We start from the raw sequence: 17,717 nt of genomic DNA, 5'->3' as shown, positions 1-17,717 counted from the left end.
CATGACTGTCTTCAGCGAACTCCGCATGCGCCCGGCCACGGCTGACCGCTGGGGCTGGGATGCTTCGACCACCGCACGGCTGGTGATGGCCGGCGTCGTGATCTTCACGCTGCTGGTCGGCGCGAATCTCGCCACGCCGCTCTACCCGCTGCTGCAGGCCAAACTTGGCATTACCGCCCTGGACGTGACCGTGGCCTTTTCCGCCTACGTCCTGGCGCTGGTGGCCACCCTGATCCTGGCCGGCCACTGGTCGGACCACATCGGCCGCCGGGCCGCCCTGGTCCTCGCGGTGCTCGTGGGCCTCGCCGGCGGATCCGTTTTTGCCATGGCGGACAGCCTGTTCGCGCTGTGTGCCGGCCGGGCCCTGCAGGGCATTGCGGTGGCCCTTGCCACGGGAGCCAGTTCGGCGGCCCTGCGGGAGCTGCTGCCGAGCCGCCCCGAGTGGGCCTCGCGGTTTACCCTGCTGGCATCCGCCGGCGGAGTGGCGGCCGGTCCGGCGATCGGGGGAGTGCTCTCGCTGCTGCCGGGGCCCACGTCCACGCCGTACTACCTGCACTCCCTGGTCCTGGCCGCGCTGCTGGTCCCGCTGTACCTGCTCAAGGCCCGGCCGGCCATCACTTCGATTTCGGGTCCGCAGCCGCTCAGTGTGCTGGCTCCCCGCCGGCCATCAGTTTCCCGTGAGGCACGCGGCGCCTTCTGGCTCGCGTCCTCGGTGGGGTTCCTCAGCTTCACCGTGTTCGGGTTCTGCCTGTCCCTGGCGCCCGGCTATTTCGCCCAGATCGTCCACGCCGATTCACGGCCGCTGATCGGTCTGCTGGCGGGGCTGACGCTCGGGGCCTCCGCGCTCAGCCAGCTGACCGCCGTACGGGGGCGCTTCGTGGTGCCGATCGGGCTTGGCATGCTGGCCGTGTCGGTGCTGCTGATCGCGGCTGCTGCCGCCTGGAGCAGCCCCTGGCTGTTGATCCTCGCGAGCATCACCGCCGGATTCGGGCAGGGGGTGTCCTTCCGGACCGTCTTCAACGATGTGGCCGGGAAGGTCGAGGCATCGCGCCACGCCCAGATCATCAGCACCGTCTACGTCATCACCTACCTCGGCAGCGCCTTGCCCGTCATCGGGCTGGGGCTCGCAGCCGGTGTTGTTGGCCTGCAGGCGGCGGTTGCCGGCTTCGTCGTGCTGTGTTCAATCGCGGCGGTCACCCTCGCCGCCATTACGCTGCGCGGGGCGTTGCGCGGCGCCTGACGGACCCGGCTGCGGGCCGGACGGACCCGGCTGGGAGGGGCTGCGGTGACCCAGTGCCTAGTCGGGCAGCGGGCCCTGGTTGCCCTGGATGTGGTCGAAAACGAGCGTTGTCTCGGTATGGCCCACGACCGGATCGGTCGCCAAGTTGTCCAGCACCCAGTCGCGAAGGTCCTCGGTGGTGGCGACGGCGATGTGCAGCAGGTAGTCCACTGAGCCCGAGGTATGGAACGTCGAAAGCACCGCGGGGAGCTTGGGGACGCGCGCCGTGAAGCGGTCGATCTGCTCGCGGTCGTGGGCGCGGAGTCTGACGGCGATGAGGGCCTGCACGGAGCGGCCGATCGCGGACAGGCTCAGCTTCGCCTCGAAGCCCTGGATGATCCCGCGTTCCGAAAGCGCCCGGGTGCGCATCAGGGCCGTGGACGGCGCGATGCCGACCAGCTCGGCCAGCTGCTTGTTGGAGATCCGGGCATCGGCGACGAGTGCGGCGAGCAGGCGCTCGTCGATGGCGTCCAGCGGCTCGCCGGAACCGGCTCCCGGCCGAAGATTCTTCGCACTGCTGCTCACGGGTCCTCCTTGAAGTGTTGTCAGTTCATCATAAACGGCGCATTCCGGCATTTCCATTCGCAGGCCCTACAAAACCCCGAATTATTGCCAGATACTTGCGGAATTCAACGGTGAATATTCATAAGGAGCAAGGTGCTTTCTCAAGACTCGCTGGCTGTCCACGCCGGCCGGAATGGCCTCACTGAACTGGGTGTGCACGCAGTACCGATCGATCTCTCCACCACCGCACCGCTTCCCTCCGTGCACGACGGCGGCCTGGCCTACGAGCACATGGCAACAGGCGGTACCCACGTGGAGGGCCAGAGCACCGTCTACCAGCGGCTCTGGAATCCCACCGTGGCGCGGTTCGAGGAGGGCGTTGCCGTCCTCGAGGACACCCCGGAGGCTGTCGCGTTCGCCACCGGCATGGCGGCGCTCAGCGCCGTGCTGCTCGCCGTCGTCGCCACCGGAAAGAAGCACGTGGTGGCGGTGCGGCCGTTGTACGGCGGAAGTGACCACCTGCTTGCCTCGGGGGTGCTCGGCAACGACGTCACGTTCACCACCCCGGAGGGTGTGCACGCCGCGCTCCGGCCCGACACCGGCCTGGTGATCCTCGAGACGCCGGCCAATCCGAGCCTGGAGCTCGTCGATATCGCCCGCGTGGCTGCGGCAGCCGACGGTGTCCCGCTTCTGGTCGACAACACCTTCGCCAGCCCGATCCTCCAGCGCCCCTTTCGGCACGGTGCCGCGATGGTGCTGCACAGCGCCACCAAGTTTCTCGGCGGACACGGCGATGCCATGGGCGGCGTCGTGGCCGCGGCACCCGAGTGGACCACGAGGCTGCGCCAGATCCGCGCTGTCACCGGGGGCATCCTCACGCCCTGGCCCGCGTACCTGCTGCACCGCGGCCTGGCCACGCTGCCGGTCCGGGTGCGCGCCCAGCAGGCCAGCGCGCAGAAGGTCGCGGCCGCCCTCGCCGGGCACGGGCTGGTTCGCCGTGTCTTTTATCCGGGGCTGCCGGAGTGCGATCCGCAGGGGCTGATCGGGACGCAAATGGCCGGTCCCGGTTCGCTGATCGCCTTTGAGGTGGCCACCGCCGAGCACGCCGAACGGATTCCCTCCGCCGTCAACATGATCACGCATGCGGTTTCGCTCGGCGGCATCGACACCCTGATCCAGCACCCGGCCGGGCTGACCCACCGGCCGGTGGCCGCCGACGCCAAGCCGCATGCCAGCCTGCTGCGGGTTTCGGTGGGACTGGAGGACCCGTCCGACGTCGTGGCCGACCTCGTGCAGGCCATCGAAGCTACCCGCTAGCGGCCGGCCGTGCGGGATGCACGACGGCGGTGATCACCGCCGTCGTGCAGGCAAGCCCCATCACGGTCAGTGCCAGGGCCGTCCAGCCCAGTGACTGGAAGACCAGGCCCCCGGCCCAGCCGATGACGCTGGAGCCGAGGTAATACGCGAGGTTGTAGAGCGAGGCCGCCTGGGCCCGGCCGGTCGTGGCAATCACTCCGGTCCAGCCGGCGCCGACGCTGTGCGCCGCGAAAAAGCCCGCGGTGAACAGCAGCAGGCCCGCCATGATGAGCGCCAGCAGTTGCGTCAGCGTCAGCGCCAGGCCCGCCACCATCAGCACCGTCCCTGCGACCAGCACCGTGCGCCGCCCGAACCGCTCCGTCAGTCCGCCGGCCCAGCGCGAGGACACCGTGCCGGAGAGGTAGGCCAGGAAGATCAGGCTGATGACGGTGGCCGGCAGGCTGAACGGTTCACCGGAGAGCCGGAAGCCCAGGTAGTTGTAGACGGCCACGAAGCCGCCCATCAGCAGGAACGCCTGGACGTAGAGCGCCAGGAGCCGCGGATTCCGCCCGTGGCCCGCCAGCGTCCGGAGCGCCCCGCGGAAGCCGCTGGCAGCCGCGGCCGTGAATCCCCGGGCCTGCGGCACCAGGGCGACGAACAGGGCCGCTGCCACGGCCGCCAGGACCGAGACGGCCAGGGCCGCGGCCCGCCATCCCCACAGTTCGCCGACAAAGCCGGCGAGCAGCCGGCCGGCGAGGCCACCCAGGGTGGTGCCGGCGACGTAGGTTCCGGCCGCCATCGCGGCATGGGCCTTGTTGACCTCCTCATTGAGGTAGGCGATGGCGATGGCGGGGATGCCGCCCAGGGCCGCGCCTTCGAGCATCCGCAGGCCCAGGAGCATCGGGAAGCTGGAGGCGAGCGGGACCAGCAGGCCCAAGGCTGTGGCGGCGGAAATGCCCCACATCATGGCCCGGACCCGGCCGATCCGGTCGGCCAGGAAGGACCAGGGAAGCACCGTCACGGCCAGTCCCACGGTGGCCAGCGAGATGGTGAGTGCCGCCTCGGCCGCCGTCACCTGCAGCTCCGCTGCCATCATCGGCAGCACCGCCTGGGTGGAGTACAGCTGGGCAAAGGTGGCGACGCCGGCGAAAGCCAGCCCCGCGAGGATCTTCCGGTAGGCCGGGGATCCCTTCGGATGCCCCGGCCACACGGCAGGTCCGGCTGCGGCGTCCGGGCCCGGGGCCGCGCCGGTGGCGCTTCCGGTCATGGTGCCCTCTACCGGGTCCGGCCGGACCTGGCCGGCGGGAGCGGGGCGGCGGAGCAGCGGCAGTCGTGGCATCTCCCCAGAGTAGGCCCAGCCAAGGCATGCTTCCAATGCATGATTCACATAGAATCAATGGCAAATACGGAACGATTTGAAGGGCTGGTCATGGACGTAGAGCACAGGCATTTGGTGCAACTGCTCCCGCTGCTGCCCCTGCTGGCCGAGCTCGGGCGCACGCAGCACATCACGGAGACCGCCGAAGTGCTGGGGCTGCCGCAGTCGACGGTCAGCCGGGGAATCGCACGGGCCAGCCGCATCATCGGGACGGAACTGCTGATCCGCGACGGCCGCGGCGTGCGGCTGACTCCCGCGGCCAAGGCGCTCCTGCCCCACATCGAGGCCGCGCTGGGCGAGTTCCAGACCGGGCTGGACCTGGTCCGGCACGAATCGGAAGTGGTGCGCGGCCGGATCGCCGTGTCCTTCCAGCACACCTTCGGCGAGGCGATGCTGCCGCTGCTGATCAGCGCCTTCCGCAGCCGGCATCCCCAGCCGGCCTTTGACCTCCGCCAGGGCGCGCGGGACGCCTGCCTGGCGGAACTTGCCGCCAGCGACGCGGACCTGGCCTTGACCGCCCCGATCGCGGCGCCGAGCCGGCTGATCTCCTCGGCCGCCCTGTACCGGGAACCGCTGCGGCTCGTCGTCCACCACCGGCACCCGCTCGCCAAGCGCCGCCGCGCCCGCCTGGCGGAGATCCGGCATGATCCATTCGTGGCGATGGGTGCAGGCTACGGCCTGCGCTCGCTGACGGATGCACTGTTCCGGGAGGCGGGCTTCCGGCCCCGCATCGCTTTCGAAAGCCAGGACTCGCACACGGCCAGGGGACTCGTCTCGGCGGGTCTCGGGGTGAGCATCCTCCTGCCCGGGGAGCTGGCCCCGGGCCACCACACCCCAGCGCAGTCCGGGGACCTCGGCTGGGTGGAGCTCGCCCTGGATTCAGGCCTTGCCTTCCGGGAGATCGGCCTGGCGTGGCGGGAACGGCGTGGGGGGCCGGACGCCGAGCCGGACCCGGTGCGGCTGTTCCGGGAACTGGTGCTCAGCGAGGGCCCGGCACTTCTGGCAGGCTTCGTCCGCGGCCGTTCCGGCACCTGAGCCAGCCCCCGGCGCGAATTCGCCGCAGCAGAACGAATTCGCCGGAAGTCCCGCGATTTCGGGCTGTTCCGGCGATTTCGAGGGGCGGGTCGGCGGAGGACCGGGTGGGTGTCCGGGACGAGCAGGTGAAGGTCGTGGGCAGGAGACCGCGGTGGGGCGCGCCGTCCGTCCAGCAGGCCGGCAGGACGTCAGCCCAGCAGCCCCGCCATCACCTCCGCCACGGAACCGGTCCGCGCCTGCTGCCAGCCCGTCCCGGCCCAGAGGTTCAGCCGTTCCGCATCCCCGGCGGCGGCTGCTGCCGCGCGCAGGGGGGCTGTGAGGTGGTGCACGGCAGGATAGGCCTCCGGTGCGTCGGGGTGGTCCCGGACAAATTCGTTGACCAGCGCCCGGGCCGGCCGTCCGGTGAAGGCCCTCGTCAGCAGGGTCTGCGTGAAGTGCGGGCTGGCGAGGGCGTCCTTATGCAGCTGCCGGGCGCCGCTCTCGTCCGTGCGGAGGAACGCGGTGCCCAGCTGGGCTGCCTGTGCCCCCGCGGCCAGCACGTCGTCCAGTCCCGCCCGGTCCATCACCCCGCCGGCAGCAACAAGCGGGAGCCCGACGGCGGACCGCACCTGGGCGAGCAGCTCCGCCGTCGTGCCCTGCAGGCTGTCTTCGTGCCCGGCATCCAGGGAGGCCCCCTGGCCTACGGGGCGTGGCTGGAAGGCCGCGCTGTGGCCGCCGGCGCTCGCATGCTGCACCACCAGCGCGTCCACGCCCTGCCCGGCGCCCTCGAGCGCCTCGGCAACCGTGGTGACGGTGGCCAGCACCGCTGAGCCAGCCCGCTGGAGCGCACGCACAACATCGGCGCCCGGCAGCCCGAAAGCGAAACTGACCAGTTCCACCGGATCAGCCAGGAGCGCCTCGACCTTGCCCAGCCACTGGTCGTCGTCGTCGAGCCGCAGCGGCGGGATCTCCACGCCGTACCGCCGGGCGTCCGCCCGCAGCTGGCCGCGGTACTCCTCGAGCTGCGCCTGCACGGCCTCCGACGGCGGCAGCTGGGCGGGATCGGGGACAAACACATTCACACCGAACCGCGCCCCCAGGGTCCGGGCGCCGCCGATCTCGGCCTGCATGGCCTCGACGCTTTTGTATCCTGCGGCGAGAAAGCCCAGGCCGCCGGCGTCATGCACGGCCGTCACGAAGCCGGGCGTCGACGTCCCGCCGGCCATGGGGGCCGCGATGATGCGGGCGCCGAAGAGGGTATGCGGCATGAGTCACTCCTGGAGACGATTCAGTAGGCTGGTCTGGTGACCCATTCTGACATCCCGCCGGCGGCGGCCTCCGACCTTCCTTCCAGCACCGCGGCAGGGACTGTGATCGGCCTCGACATCGGCGGGACCAAGACCCGCGGAGTCCGCTTCGAGGACGGCCGGGCCGCGGCCGACCACTCGGTCGGCAGCTCGAACGTGCAGAACGTCAGCCGCGAGGAAGCGGCCCGCCATCTCGCGGAACTCTTTGCCCTGATCGGCGGGGGAACCGTGGCCCAGGTCTACGCGGGAGCCGGCGGCATCGATACCGTCGCCGACGCCGCGGCGCTCGCCGCACTGATCGCCCCGCATGTGCCGGGCGCCCGGATCACCGTGGTCCACGACTCGAGGCTGCTGCTGGCGGCCGGCGGAGCGAGCACCGGCGTAGCCGTTATCGGCGGCACGGGCTCGGCCGCCTGGGGCAGGAACAGCAGCGGCGGCGAAGCGCGCGCGGGCGGCTGGGGTTACCTGCTGGGCGACGAGGGCAGCGGGTACTGGCTGGGCCGCGAGGCCGTCCGCCACAGCCTCCGCCGGATGAACCAGGGCCTGGCACCGGACGAACTGACCACGGCCCTGCTGGCCTCGTGCGGTGTCGACGACCCCAACAAACTGATCGCGCTCTTCCATTCGACGGACACCGGACGCCGGTACTGGGCCGAGCGGGCCCGGCTCGTGGTCGAGGCTGCCGCAGCCGGTCACGCCGCCAGCCAGGAACTCGTGGACCAGGCCGGACGGGACCTGGCAGCCCTGGCGCTGCAGACTGTCCGCCAGCTCGGCATCGACGGCCCGGTGATCCTGGGCGGCGGGCTGGGCATGAACGTCCCCCGCCTGCAGGGATCCTTCCGGTCCGCACTGGCCGCCGCAGGGGTCACCGACGTCCGCGTCCTGGAGCAGGACCCAGTGTTTGGTGTGCTCCAGCTCGTGGCTGAGCAGGGCTGACCCGGCTGCCGAGCCACCCGGCTGGCCCGGCCCTGTTCAAACAGGGCTGACCCGGCTGAACAGGGCTGGCCAGGACTGGCCCGGCCCGGCCGGGTCACCACGCTGTCCGGCCACTACGCTGGAGGGATGAGCCTGAACTTCGACACCCGCCCCGCTGCCTACGCGGTCATCATCCGCGACGGCGCCATCCTCCTGGCGTACTGGAAGCAGGGCGGCAAGGAAGGCTGGACCCTGCCGGGCGGCGGCCTGGACCTGGGCGAGCACCCCGTCGACGGCTGCCGCCGGGAGATCCATGAGGAAACCGGCTACCACGCGGAGGTCGGCGCCATGCTCGGGATCGACGTCGGGCACTGGCCCGCGGAGATCCGGATCGACGGCGGCGAACGCGATTTCCAGTCTCTCCGGCTGATCTACGAAGCGACCATCACCGGCGGTGAGCTGCGGCACGAGGTGAACGGCAGCACCACGCACGCGGCCTGGATTCCGCTCGGGGACGTCACAGGGCTGAACAAAGTCTCGCTCGTCGACGCGGCGCTCCGGCTTTACCGCGAACGCCCGCTGGACGGCAAACTCTCCTGACAGCAAACCTTTCCCGACAGCAACCTTTCCCGGCAGCAAACTTTGAGGAGGAATTCCTAGCCAGGGCCGTGGGGTCCGGTTTATTCTGAAGGAGCCGCGGGGACGTCCCGGCAGAACCGGCACCCCGGTATCAGCGGGTACAGCAACCGGCAGGGCAGACGAGAACGGGGAGGTGGAGACGATGACTGCAGAATTCCTGTGCGCACAGCGCGCGATTATCAGCCAAGTCCCAATTCCTGCCCCGGCCACCCGCACCCACTAGCTTTTCAGCTGCCGGCTTCCACCTGCAGCGGCGGAACGTGCTCCGGGGCCCCATCAAAGGGTTTCCAGTGACTGCTTCTTTTGCACGTCCGGGCGCTTCCGGCGCCACACACACCATCACCACCAACATTCCCGCGGGTCCGGCGGACTACGGCTTCACCGCCGCCGTGGCCGAGCGCTTCGCGGCCCACCCTGCGCCGGGCGGCACCGGCGCGGGCCGGGTCATCCGCGTGGACCGCAATCTGGTTCTTGTCGCCACGCACGACACGACCCTCCATCTGCCCTACCCCGCCACCGGGGAGCTGCCCGCCACAGGGGACTGGGTCTGGCTGGGATCCAGCACCGCGGGAGAGCCCGCCATCACGGGGATTCTGCCGCGGCACTCGGAACTGAGCCGCAAACGCGCCTTTGAAGCCTCATCGGAGTCTCAGGTCCTCGGCGCCAACATGGACATTGTCGGCATCGTTGTACCCGTGGACCGGCCGCTCACCCACAACCGGCTCGAACGCACCCTCGTCGCGGCCTGGGATTCGGGAGCCACCCCGCTCGTCATCATCACCAAGGCGGACCTTGCCGACCTGGCGGACGACGTCGTCGGCTCGGTGATCCTCCAGGCTGCCGGCGTCGCGGTGGTCACCACCTCCGCGGAACACGGCGACGGCCTCGACGAACTGCTGGGCCACCTGCCGCCCGGCGGAACCCTCGTGCTGCTGGGCCCCTCGGGCGCCGGCAAATCCACCCTCATCAACGCCCTCGTCGGCGCCGAAGTCCAGGCCACCGGGGCAGTCCGCACTGGTGACGGCAAAGGCAAGCACACCACCACCTCCCGCGAACTCGTGCCGCTGCGTGGCGGCGCCGTTCTGATGGATACACCCGGGGTGCGCGGCTTCGGGCTGTTCGACGCCGGGGGCGGAATGGCGGAGATGTTCGGGGACCTTGAGGAGCTCTTCGGACAGTGCCGGTTCTCCGACTGCGCCCACGGCCGGGAGCCCGGCTGTGCCGTGCACTCCGCGCTCGCGGACGGATCCCTCGATGGCCGGCGCTGGTCGAGCTACCTGAAACTCCAGCGCGAACTCGCAGCCGTGGCCCGGCGGCACGATGCTGCCGCCAGCCGCGCCTACGCAAGGCAGTGGCAGCGGACGATATCGGCTGCCGGCAAGAGCCAGCGCTCGGCAGAAAAGGACCGCCACGAGAGAGATGAAAGGAAGGGTTCAAAGGGTGCCTGCGACGGCCGGGGCGGGCACTCCGGGGGCGCGCGGCGGACACGCCGACCGGTCCAAGCCCCCAGAAGCAACGCGGGGTCACTTCGCGCCCGTCCGAGGCCCCCGGATGGGCGCGAAGTGACCCCGCGTTGCGTGGGGGCGGCGGGGCAGGGAGGCCGGAGGGGCCGCGGCGATATCTTTTCCGGTCCGGCACCCATCCAAAGCCGCCGCGCCTACGAACTACTACGTCAGCCACAGTGCCCTTGACGATATCCCTGACTTTGTTAGTCGCGCTGGCTAGGCTGGGTCCTACCTTCTTTACAGCCAAAAATCAGCGTGTCTATGATCAGTTGGCTGGACCGTCCGATGTTGCCGCCAACAGTTAGGTAAGCCCGGAAATGGCTGAAGCCATGATCGAGTTCCAGAGCGTCACCAAGCAGTACCAGAGCGGGCAGGCTGCTGTGGATGACCTGACCATGTCCATCGACAAGGGCGCCATCACGGTTTTCGTCGGTCCCTCCGGCTGCGGCAAGACCACCTCGCTGCGGATGATCAACCGAATGGTCGAGCCGACCTCCGGAACCATCACCGTGGGCGGTGAGGAGGTCACCTCCGTGCCGGCAGCGAAGCTGCGCCGATCCATGGGCTACGTGATGCAGTCCTCCGGGCTGATGCCGCACCGTTCCGTGCTGGACAACATTGCCACCGTGCCGCGGCTCAACGGTGTGTCCAAGGCCGACGCGCGGAAGCGCGCGCAGGAGCTGCTCGACGTCGTCGGGCTGGCCTCAGCGCTGGGCAAACGGTACCCCTCACAGCTGTCCGGCGGGCAGCAGCAGCGCGTGGGGGTGGCGCGGGCGCTCGCCGCAGATCCTCCCGTGCTGCTCATGGATGAGCCCTTCAGCGCCGTGGACCCGGTGGTCCGCGACGAACTCCAGCAGGAACTCCTCCGGCTCCAGCGCGACCTCGCCAAGACCATCGTCTTCGTCACCCACGACATTGACGAGGCCACCGTCCTCGGGGACAAGGTGGCGGTGTTCGGCCTCGGCGGCAAACTGGCGCAGTACGCCACCCCGGAGGAAATACTGCGAGCCCCGGCCAGTGACTTTGTGGCGTCCTTCGTGGGCCGGGACCGCGGCTTCCGGCACCTGGGCTTCAGCCCGTCCGACGGCGTCACCGTGCACCCCGCCCGGACGATCACCACCGCGGAACTCACGCTGGACGGCAGCGCCTCGGGCGAGTGGCAGCTCGTGGTCGATGATGACCTGCGCCCGCTCGGCTGGTCGGGCCCCGGCAGGGGACCGGCGACGGTTCCCGGCGGATCCCTCTTCCGGAAGGGCGACACGCTCCGCCGCGCCCTCGATGCGGCACTGTCCTCGCCCTCCGGTCTCGGCGTCGCCGTGGACGCCGACGGCCGGGTCGCCGGCGTGATCACCGCCGAAGAGGTCCTCGCCGTGATCAAGACGGACCGGCACGTCCGCCAGGGCGCGCTCTGATGGAGTGGTTCCTGGCCAACAGCGCGCAGGTCTTCGGCCTCGCCGGCCAGCACCTCGTCCTCGCCATCCTGCCGATGATCTTCGGGGTGCTGATCGCGGTCCCGCTGGCCCAGCTCGCCCGGCAGAACCGCGGACTCCGGTCCGTGGTCCTGACCGGTTCCTCGCTGCTCTACACAATCCCTTCCCTGGCCCTCTTCATCATCCTGCCCACCATCCTGGGCACCCGGATCCTGGATCCCGTCAACGTCGTTGTGGCGCTGACGATCTACGCCGTCGCCCTCCTGGTGCGGGCCACCCTGGACGCCTTTGACTCGGTGGACGAGGACCTCCGCCAGGCCGCCGTCGCCATGGGGTTCAAGCCGTTTGCCCGCTTCCTGCAGATCGATCTGCCGCTGTCCCTCCCGGTGCTTTTCGCCGGACTGCGCGTCGTCTCAGTCAGCAACATCTCGCTGGTCAGTGTCGCGGCCCTCCTTGGCATCGGCAACCTCGGGATGCTGTTCACCTCCGGCCTGCAGCGCGATTTCGTCACCGAAGTGGTGGTGGGCATCATCGCCATCCTCATTCTGGCCCTGCTGATGGACGCGGTCCTCGTCGTACTCGAGCGGCTGCTGACCCCCTGGACCCGCGCCGCTGCCACCGGCGGCACGGGCGCCGACGCCGGCCAGGACAAAACGGGCCCCGCTGCCGCTGCGCTGCGGCTTTCCGACGCGCAGACTGCCGGCGGTGCCTCATGAGCAACGTCGTCACGGACACTTTCGCCTGGCTCGGCGATCCGGAGAACTGGGCCGGCAGCGCCGGAATCCCGGCACGGCTCGCCGAGCACCTGCTCTACACCGGCCTGGTCATGCTGATTGCCACCGCCATCGCCATCCCCATCGGCCTGTACGTGGGGCATACCGGCCGCGGGCGGGTTGCCGCTGTGGCCGTCGCCGGGGCCCTCCGTGCCCTGCCGACCCTCGGCCTGCTCACACTCTTCGTCCTGCTCGCCGGCATCGGGCTGATGCCGCCGATCTGGGCCCTCGTGATCCTGACCGTCCCGCCGCTGCTCGCCGGCACCTACGCCGGCATCGCCAGCGTGGACCGGAACGTCGTCGACGCGGCGCGGGCCATGGGCATGACGGAGCTTCAGGTGCTCTTCCGTGCCGAGTTCCCGAACGCGCTGCCCGTGATATTCGGCGGGTTCCGGACCGGCGTGCTGCAGGCCATCGCCACGGTCTCGGTGGTGGCCTACATCAATCTCGGCGGCCTGGGACGGTACCTGTTTGACGGGCTCGTGCTCTCCGACTTCCCCCAGATGCTGGGCGGGTCCCTGCTCATCGCCGGACTGGCCATCGCCGTCGACCTCGTCCTCGCACTCATCCAGAGGCTGTTCCTGTCCCAGGGGGCCTCTTCCCAGCCAAACCGGAGCCATCAGGCTGCGGTTGATCTCACAGACCCTGTAACTGCGGGGACTGTTGTTCAAGGAGGTACGTCATGAAGGAAACCCGCCAACGAGCACTCGGCAGGCGCGCATTCGGCGGCCTGGCCGCCGGCGTCGGCCTGGCCATGGCACTGTCAGCCTGCGCAGGCTCTTCCAATCCGCTGTCCTCAGCCCCCGCCACGGGCGGGGCCGCGTCCGGTTCGGGCTCGGCACTCGTCATCGGTTCCGCCGATTTCCCCGAGAGCCAGATCATCGCGGAGATCTACGCCGGGGCACTGAACGGAGCCGGCGTCACGGCGAGCACCAAGCCGAACATCGGTTCCCGCGAGGTCTACTTCAAGGCCGTCCAGGACGGATCGGTGGACGTCATCCCGGACTACAGCGGCAACCTGCTGCTGCACGTCAGCAAGGACGCCACGGAGGTCTCGGCCGAGGACATCTACAAGGCCCTGCCGGGCAAACTGCCCGAGGGACTGGCCGTGCTGGAGCCCTCCAAGGCCGAGGACAAGGACGCGATGGTAGTCACGAAAGCCACCGCGGAGAAGTACCAGTTGAAGTCGATCGAGGACCTCGCCAAGGTCTGCAGCGAAATCGTGGTGGGCGCCCCGGCGACCTTCGCGGAACGCGCCTACGGGCTCCCCGGCTTGGCGAAGAACTACAACTGCGTGCCCAAGAAGCTGGAGCCGTTCAGCGACGGCGGCGGGGCGGTCACGCTCAAGGCCCTGCTCTCTGACCAGGTCCAGGTGGCCGACATCTACACCACCACCCCGTCCATCGCTGACAACGACCTTGTGGTGCTGGAGGACCCGAAGAACAACTTCATCGCCCAGCAGGTCCTCCCGCTTTACAGCAAGGCCAAGATGACAGACAAGGCGAAGGAAACCCTGAACGCCGTGTCCAAGGTCCTCACCACCGAGGACCTGATCAACCTCAACCGCTCAGTCAGCGGCAGCCAGAAGCAGAATCCCAAGGACGCTGCGGCCGCATGGCTCAAGGACAAGGGACTGGTCAAGTAACAGGCGCTCCCGGACCTCTTTGACGAACGACGGCGGCTGCCGGTCCCACCCCGGTTTACCGGGGAGAGCCGGCAGCCGCCGTCGCCGTTTTTGTGCCTGTGACGGCCGGACACCCCTGTGAGACAGATCTCGCCGGAAGTACATCCGCCATATGGCATATTTGATGAATGGCAGAATTCAAGCAGTCCACCAAGCTTCATAATGTCCTTTACGACATCCGTGGACCGATCCTTCAGGCCGCCCAGCAGATGGAGGCAGAGGGTCACCGCATCCTCAAACTGAACATCGGAAACCCGGCCCCGTTCGGATTCGAAGCGCCGGACGCGATCCTGGTGGACATGATCCGCCACCTGCCGCATGCCCAGGGCTACAGCGATTCCCGCGGCATCTTCTCCGCCCGCACCGCCGTCTCGCAGTACTACCAGACCCGCGGTATCCAGAACATCCACGTCGATGACATCTATCTGGGCAACGGCGTCAGCGAACTCATCACGATGTCCCTGATGGCGCTGCTCGACGACGGTGACGAGGTCCTGATCCCCACCCCGGACTACCCGCTCTGGACCGCCTCCGTCGCCCTGGCCAGCGGCCGCCCCGTGCACTACCTCTGCGACGAGGACTCCGGCTGGCAGCCGGACCTGGCGGACCTGGAAGCCAAGATCACCCCGCGCACCAAGGGGATCGTGGTGATCAACCCCAACAACCCCACCGGTGCCGTCTATCCCGAGGACACCCTCAAGAAGATCGTCGCGCTGGCCGAGAAGCACGGCCTGGTCCTGTTCGCGGACGAGATTTACGAAAAGATCCTCTACGAGGACGCCGTCCACGTGAACATGGCCAGCCTCACCGGCGACGACGTCCTGTGCCTGACGTTCAGCGGCCTGTCCAAGGCCTACCGCGTCTGCGGCTACCGCGCCGGGTGGATGGCCATTTCCGGGCCGAAGAAGGACGCCGCGGACTACCTTGAGGGCATCAACCTGCTCGCGAACATGCGCCTGTGCGCGAACGTCCCGGCCCAGCACGCGATCCAGACGGCGCTGGGCGGGTACCAGAGCATCAACGACCTGATCCTGCCGGGCGGACGCCTGCTCGAGCAGCGCAACAAGGCCTATGACATGCTCAACGCCATTCCCGGGGTCAGCACGCAGCAGGCCCGCGGCGCCATGTACCTGTTCCCGAAGCTCGATCCCGAGGTGTACCGCATCCGCGACGATGAGAAGTTCGTCCTGGACCTGCTGCGCGAACAGAAGATCCTTGTCTCCCATGGCCGGGCCTTCAACTGGGTCCGCCCGGACCACTTCCGGATGGTCACCCTGCCGCTGGTGAAGGACCTTGAAGAGGCCATCAACCGCATGGCGGACTTCCTGAGCCGGTACAAGGGGAACTAGCCTAGGCTCAGCAGCGCGGCGCGGGCGGTTGTCCGGCGGTCCGAACGGAGGCTGCCTGAACCGGAAAGAGGCTTGTGATGGCGGACGTCGTGAGATTCAAGGACCACCCTTCTGACACCCTGAAGGTGGGCAAGGGCTTCAGCCTGAAAGCCGCGGACCCGGACTCCACCCCTGGTTATACGGGGGACAAGAACGACGGCGAGGTGCTGCTCACCGACCTGGATGACAACCTCGCCATGCTCCAGGAGCAGCTCTTCGCCGAATCCCGCTTCGGCGGCACCAAACGCATCCTGCTGATCCTGCAGGCCATGGACACGGCCGGCAAAGGCGGGATCGTCACCCACGTTATGGGCGCCATGAACCCGCACGGCGTCCAGATGAAGTCGTTCAAGGCCCCCACCCCGGAGGAGAAGTCCTATGACTTCCTGTGGCGGATCGAGAAGGAAGTTCCGGCTGCCGGAATGGTGGGCGTCTTTGACCGGTCCCACTACGAGGACGTCCTGATCCACCGCGTCCACCGCTGGGCGAATCCGAAGGAACTCGAACGCCGCTACAACGCGATCAACGAATTCGAGGCCAGGCAGACGGCCGCCGGCACCAAGATCGTCAAGGTCATGCTGCACATCAGCCGGGACGAACAGAAGCAGCGGCTCCTCGCGCGGCTGGATGAGCCGGCAAAGCTCTGGAAATACAGCAGCAACGACCTGAAGGAACGCGCGTTCTGGAGCGACTACATGGACGCCTACCAGAAGGCGTTCGAGAAGACCGGCACCGAGCTTGCCCCGTGGCACGTCGTGCCCGCCAACAAGAAGTGGTATGCCCGGATCGCCGTCCAGCAGCTGCTGCTCGACGCACTGGAAGGGCTGAAGCTGCAGTGGCCGGTTCCGGACCTGGACGTCGCCTTGGAACGGGAACTGGTCGAGCGCTCCTGACCGGCGGGCTGCGGCTAGCTGTCCTGTGAGGGCTGGTCGCGGGCCGCGGCCAGCCGCTTGCGGGCGCCCTCCAGCCACTGTTCGCAGCGCTTGGCCAGCGCCTCGCCGCGTTCCCAGAGCGCGAGGGACTCCTCGAGGCTTGCCCCGCCGGCTTCGAGCCGGCTGACGACGCCGACGAGCTGCTCGCGGGCCTCCTCGTAGCTCAGAGACTCGATGTCGGCGTTGGGCTTTGTTTCTGCTGCCATGGCGTGCTGCTCCTTGCTGTGTCCCGCAGGACGGGTCGATCGGGTGGGTTGGTCCATCAGTCTTCGGCGGGTTCCTGGCCGCCGGTCGACTCCGCGGTGAACCGGCCCCCGGCGACGCGGACCGTCAGCGGCGTCCCCGAGGGTGCCTGGTCAGGGTGCCGCACCACGTCGTGGCGGGTGCCGGGTTCCTGGCCGCCGTCGGCGAGCTGCACCACGGCGTACCCCCGGTCGAGGGTCTTCTGCGGCGAGAGGGCGCGGACCTGGGCCTTGAGGTGCACCAGCTGGTCCGCGGCCCGGACGACGGCGGTGGTGACGGCCGACTGCGAGCGGCCTTTAAGCCGTTCAATATCGTCGTGCCGGATGTTGACCATAACCTCGGGGGAGGCCAGCACCGGGCGGGAGCGCAGCGAGGCCAGCCGGTCCGTTTCACGTTCCACCAGCCGGGTGGCACCGCGCCGGAGCTGGTCCCGGGCCTGACGCACGCGGGCGAGCTCCTCCACAACGTCAGGGACGATCCGCTTGGCGGCGTCGGTGGGCGTGGAGGCGCGCAGGTCCGCGACATCGTCCAGGATCGGCCGGTCCGCCTCGTGGCCGATCGCACTCACCACCGGGGTGGACGCCCCGGACACCGCCCGAATGAGTTCTTCATTGCTGAAGGGCAGCAGATCCTCCAGGGCGCCCCCGCCGCGGGCGATGACGATCACGTCCACCTCGGGGTGAGCGTCGAGTTCGCGCAGCGCGGCGATGATCTGCGCGACGGCCGTGTTGCCCTGGACGGCCACCTCACGGACTTCGAATTCGACGGCGGGCCAGCGCAGGGCGGCGTTGCGCAGCACGTCCTTCTTGGCGTCCGAGTCGCGGCCGGTGATCAGGCCGATCCGGTGGGGGAGCAGGGGCAGGGGTTTTTTGCGGGCGTCGGAGAACAGCCCTTCCGCGGCCAGGGCGTGGCGCAGCCGTTCGATCCTGGCGAGCAGATCCCCTAGCCCCACCGGCCGGATGTCCTTCACGGACATGCTCAGCCGGCCCGTCTTGAGCCAAAACTCCGCCTTGAGCAGGGCCACGACCCGGGAGCCGCGCTCCAGCGGGACGTCCTGCCGGTCCAGCACCTTGGTCCAGACGGAGGCGGGGAGGGAAATCTCAGCGTCGATGTCCCGCAGCGTCAGGTAGGCGTTGGTCCCGCGCCGGTTCAGTTCGATGACCTGTCCCTCGACCCACGCGGACGGGGCACGGTCGATGTGCATCTTGAGTTTCTGGGACAGCAGCTGCAGCGGCCAGGGGTTTTCGGGGCTGGTTTCCGCAGCCGTGCCCGGAACCGTCGTGGCTGCCGCGACGTCTTCAGACATGCCGGTACCCCTGGACGGAGATGGCCTTGTACATACGGGTGGGTGTCCTTTGCCGGGGCGGTGCTGTCCGCAGGCAAACCCCCGGCGATTGCGCGTCAGAAGGGGCCACCGGCAGACAACTCGA

At 69.0% G+C, this 17,717-nt stretch carries 16 protein-coding genes and 1 pseudogene; 12 read left to right on the top strand and 5 right to left on the bottom strand.

The features are described 5' to 3' along the window. Nucleotide 1: 1 nt before the first annotated feature. Nucleotides 2–1,240, top strand: a complete 1,239-nt coding sequence (locus tag QCD75_RS01285; protein ID WP_301224915.1) for an MFS transporter — start codon at nucleotides 2–4, stop codon at nucleotides 1,238–1,240. 57 nt (nucleotides 1,241–1,297) lie between these two features. On the opposite strand, the gene QCD75_RS01280 is transcribed toward QCD75_RS01285, so the two are convergent. Further along, nucleotides 1,298–1,804: an Lrp/AsnC family transcriptional regulator gene (locus tag QCD75_RS01280; protein ID WP_301224913.1), complete on the bottom strand. Its 507-nt coding sequence runs from the start codon at nucleotides 1,802–1,804 to the stop codon at nucleotides 1,298–1,300. Between the two features lie 132 nt (nucleotides 1,805–1,936). On the opposite strand from QCD75_RS01280, the gene QCD75_RS01275 reads away from it, so the two are divergent. Then, entirely contained in the window at nucleotides 1,937–3,100 is a 1,164-nt protein-coding gene (locus QCD75_RS01275; protein WP_301224911.1) for a trans-sulfuration enzyme family protein, read from the top strand. On the opposite strand, the gene QCD75_RS01270 is transcribed toward QCD75_RS01275, so the two are convergent. Continuing rightward, nucleotides 3,090–4,346, bottom strand: coding sequence for an MFS transporter (locus QCD75_RS01270; RefSeq protein ID WP_301225101.1), 1,257 nt, complete (start codon nucleotides 4,344–4,346; stop codon nucleotides 3,090–3,092). The two genes, QCD75_RS01275 and QCD75_RS01270, sit on opposite strands and share 11 nt — an antisense overlap. Nucleotides 4,347–4,508: 162 nt before the next feature. Between QCD75_RS01270 and QCD75_RS01265 the strand changes: the two genes are divergently transcribed. Next, the gene (locus tag QCD75_RS01265) at nucleotides 4,509–5,492 is read left to right on the top strand and encodes a LysR family transcriptional regulator (RefSeq protein ID WP_301224909.1); all 984 of its coding nucleotides are present in this window, start codon (nucleotides 4,509–4,511) and stop codon (nucleotides 5,490–5,492) included. A gap of 188 nt (nucleotides 5,493–5,680) precedes the next feature. Here QCD75_RS01265 and QCD75_RS01260 read toward each other — a convergent pair whose 3' ends face one another. After that, nucleotides 5,681–6,739 carry a nitronate monooxygenase gene (locus QCD75_RS01260; RefSeq protein WP_301224907.1) on the bottom strand — a complete coding sequence of 353 codons (1,059 nt, stop codon included), beginning with the start codon at nucleotides 6,737–6,739 and terminating at the stop codon, nucleotides 5,681–5,683. Nucleotides 6,740–6,775: 36 nt separating this feature from the next. On the opposite strand from QCD75_RS01260, the gene QCD75_RS01255 reads away from it, so the two are divergent. The 9 genes and pseudogenes from QCD75_RS01255 (at nucleotide 6,776) to QCD75_RS01215 (ending at nucleotide 16,005) form a co-directional block, all read left to right on the top strand. Then, a complete protein-coding gene (locus tag QCD75_RS01255; RefSeq protein ID WP_301224905.1) occupies nucleotides 6,776–7,714 on the top strand; it encodes an N-acetylglucosamine kinase in 939 nt (312 codons plus the stop codon). 126 nt (nucleotides 7,715–7,840) lie between these two features. Then, complete coding sequence (locus QCD75_RS01250; protein ID WP_301224904.1) at nucleotides 7,841–8,293, top strand: NUDIX hydrolase; 453 nt, start codon at nucleotides 7,841–7,843, stop codon at nucleotides 8,291–8,293. Between the two features lie 377 nt (nucleotides 8,294–8,670). After that, a pseudogene (rsgA, locus tag QCD75_RS01245) lies at nucleotides 8,671–9,774 on the top strand (ribosome small subunit-dependent GTPase A); the annotation flags it as partial. Between the two features lie 380 nt (nucleotides 9,775–10,154). Beyond that, a complete protein-coding gene (locus QCD75_RS01240) occupies nucleotides 10,155–11,249 on the top strand; it encodes an ABC transporter ATP-binding protein (protein WP_301224902.1) in 1,095 nt (364 codons plus the stop codon). Continuing rightward, a complete protein-coding gene (locus QCD75_RS01235; RefSeq protein WP_301224900.1) occupies nucleotides 11,249–11,983 on the top strand; it encodes an ABC transporter permease in 735 nt (244 codons plus the stop codon). Before QCD75_RS01240 ends, QCD75_RS01235 begins: the two co-directional genes overlap by 1 nt. Next, on the top strand, nucleotides 11,980–12,726 hold the full coding sequence (locus tag QCD75_RS01230; protein WP_301224898.1) for an ABC transporter permease: 747 nt from the start codon (nucleotides 11,980–11,982) through the stop codon (nucleotides 12,724–12,726). Before QCD75_RS01235 ends, QCD75_RS01230 begins: the two co-directional genes overlap by 4 nt. Beyond that, nucleotides 12,723–13,685, top strand: coding sequence for an ABC transporter substrate-binding protein (locus QCD75_RS01225; RefSeq protein ID WP_301224897.1), 963 nt, complete (start codon nucleotides 12,723–12,725; stop codon nucleotides 13,683–13,685). The genes QCD75_RS01230 and QCD75_RS01225 overlap by 4 nt, the downstream gene beginning before the upstream one ends. Before the next feature lie 167 nt (nucleotides 13,686–13,852). After that, nucleotides 13,853–15,073, top strand: coding sequence for a pyridoxal phosphate-dependent aminotransferase (locus QCD75_RS01220; RefSeq protein ID WP_301224895.1), 1,221 nt, complete (start codon nucleotides 13,853–13,855; stop codon nucleotides 15,071–15,073). Nucleotides 15,074–15,150: 77 nt separating this feature from the next. Further along, complete coding sequence (locus tag QCD75_RS01215) at nucleotides 15,151–16,005, top strand: polyphosphate kinase 2 family protein (RefSeq protein ID WP_301224893.1); 855 nt, start codon at nucleotides 15,151–15,153, stop codon at nucleotides 16,003–16,005. A gap of 14 nt (nucleotides 16,006–16,019) precedes the next feature. Here the strand turns inward: QCD75_RS01215 and QCD75_RS01210 are convergent, their stop codons facing one another. Beyond that, entirely contained in the window at nucleotides 16,020–16,250 is a 231-nt protein-coding gene (locus tag QCD75_RS01210; RefSeq protein ID WP_301224891.1) for an exodeoxyribonuclease VII small subunit, read from the bottom strand. A 56-nt stretch (nucleotides 16,251–16,306) separates the two neighbouring features. Continuing rightward, a complete protein-coding gene (gene xseA, locus QCD75_RS01205; RefSeq protein WP_301224889.1) occupies nucleotides 16,307–17,593 on the bottom strand; it encodes an exodeoxyribonuclease VII large subunit in 1,287 nt (428 codons plus the stop codon). Nucleotides 17,594–17,717: the final 124 nt, after the last annotated feature.

Origin of the sequence: Arthrobacter sp. PsM3 (assembly GCF_030433895.1) — a bacterium.
GTDB lineage: Bacteria > Actinomycetota > Actinomycetes > Actinomycetales > Micrococcaceae > Arthrobacter.
The sequence above is the reverse complement of the archived record's forward strand: the minus strand, read 5'-3'. Positions and strand labels throughout refer to the sequence as shown.

What these genes read in the sequence shown, in the direction of transcription:
- xseA (WP_301224889.1), bottom strand. Translation starts at nt 17,593, where the DNA reads ATGTCTGAAGACGTCGCGGCAGCCACGACGGTTCCGGGCACGGCTGCG.
- QCD75_RS01240 (WP_301224902.1), top strand. Translation starts at nt 10,155, where the DNA reads ATGGCTGAAGCCATGATCGAGTTCCAGAGCGTCACCAAGCAGTACCAG.
- QCD75_RS01250 (WP_301224904.1), top strand. Translation starts at nt 7,841, where the DNA reads ATGAGCCTGAACTTCGACACCCGCCCCGCTGCCTACGCGGTCATCATC.
- QCD75_RS01230 (WP_301224898.1), top strand. Translation starts at nt 11,980, where the DNA reads ATGAGCAACGTCGTCACGGACACTTTCGCCTGGCTCGGCGATCCGGAG.
- QCD75_RS01270 (WP_301225101.1), bottom strand. Translation starts at nt 4,346, where the DNA reads ATGACCGGAAGCGCCACCGGCGCGGCCCCGGGCCCGGACGCCGCAGCC.
- QCD75_RS01235 (WP_301224900.1), top strand. Translation starts at nt 11,249, where the DNA reads ATGGAGTGGTTCCTGGCCAACAGCGCGCAGGTCTTCGGCCTCGCCGGC.
- QCD75_RS01225 (WP_301224897.1), top strand. Translation starts at nt 12,723, where the DNA reads ATGAAGGAAACCCGCCAACGAGCACTCGGCAGGCGCGCATTCGGCGGC.
- QCD75_RS01265 (WP_301224909.1), top strand. Translation starts at nt 4,509, where the DNA reads ATGGACGTAGAGCACAGGCATTTGGTGCAACTGCTCCCGCTGCTGCCC.
- QCD75_RS01260 (WP_301224907.1), bottom strand. Translation starts at nt 6,739, where the DNA reads ATGCCGCATACCCTCTTCGGCGCCCGCATCATCGCGGCCCCCATGGCC.
- QCD75_RS01210 (WP_301224891.1), bottom strand. Translation starts at nt 16,250, where the DNA reads ATGGCAGCAGAAACAAAGCCCAACGCCGACATCGAGTCTCTGAGCTAC.
- QCD75_RS01285 (WP_301224915.1), top strand. Translation starts at nt 2, where the DNA reads ATGACTGTCTTCAGCGAACTCCGCATGCGCCCGGCCACGGCTGACCGC.
- QCD75_RS01220 (WP_301224895.1), top strand. Translation starts at nt 13,853, where the DNA reads ATGGCAGAATTCAAGCAGTCCACCAAGCTTCATAATGTCCTTTACGAC.
- QCD75_RS01215 (WP_301224893.1), top strand. Translation starts at nt 15,151, where the DNA reads ATGGCGGACGTCGTGAGATTCAAGGACCACCCTTCTGACACCCTGAAG.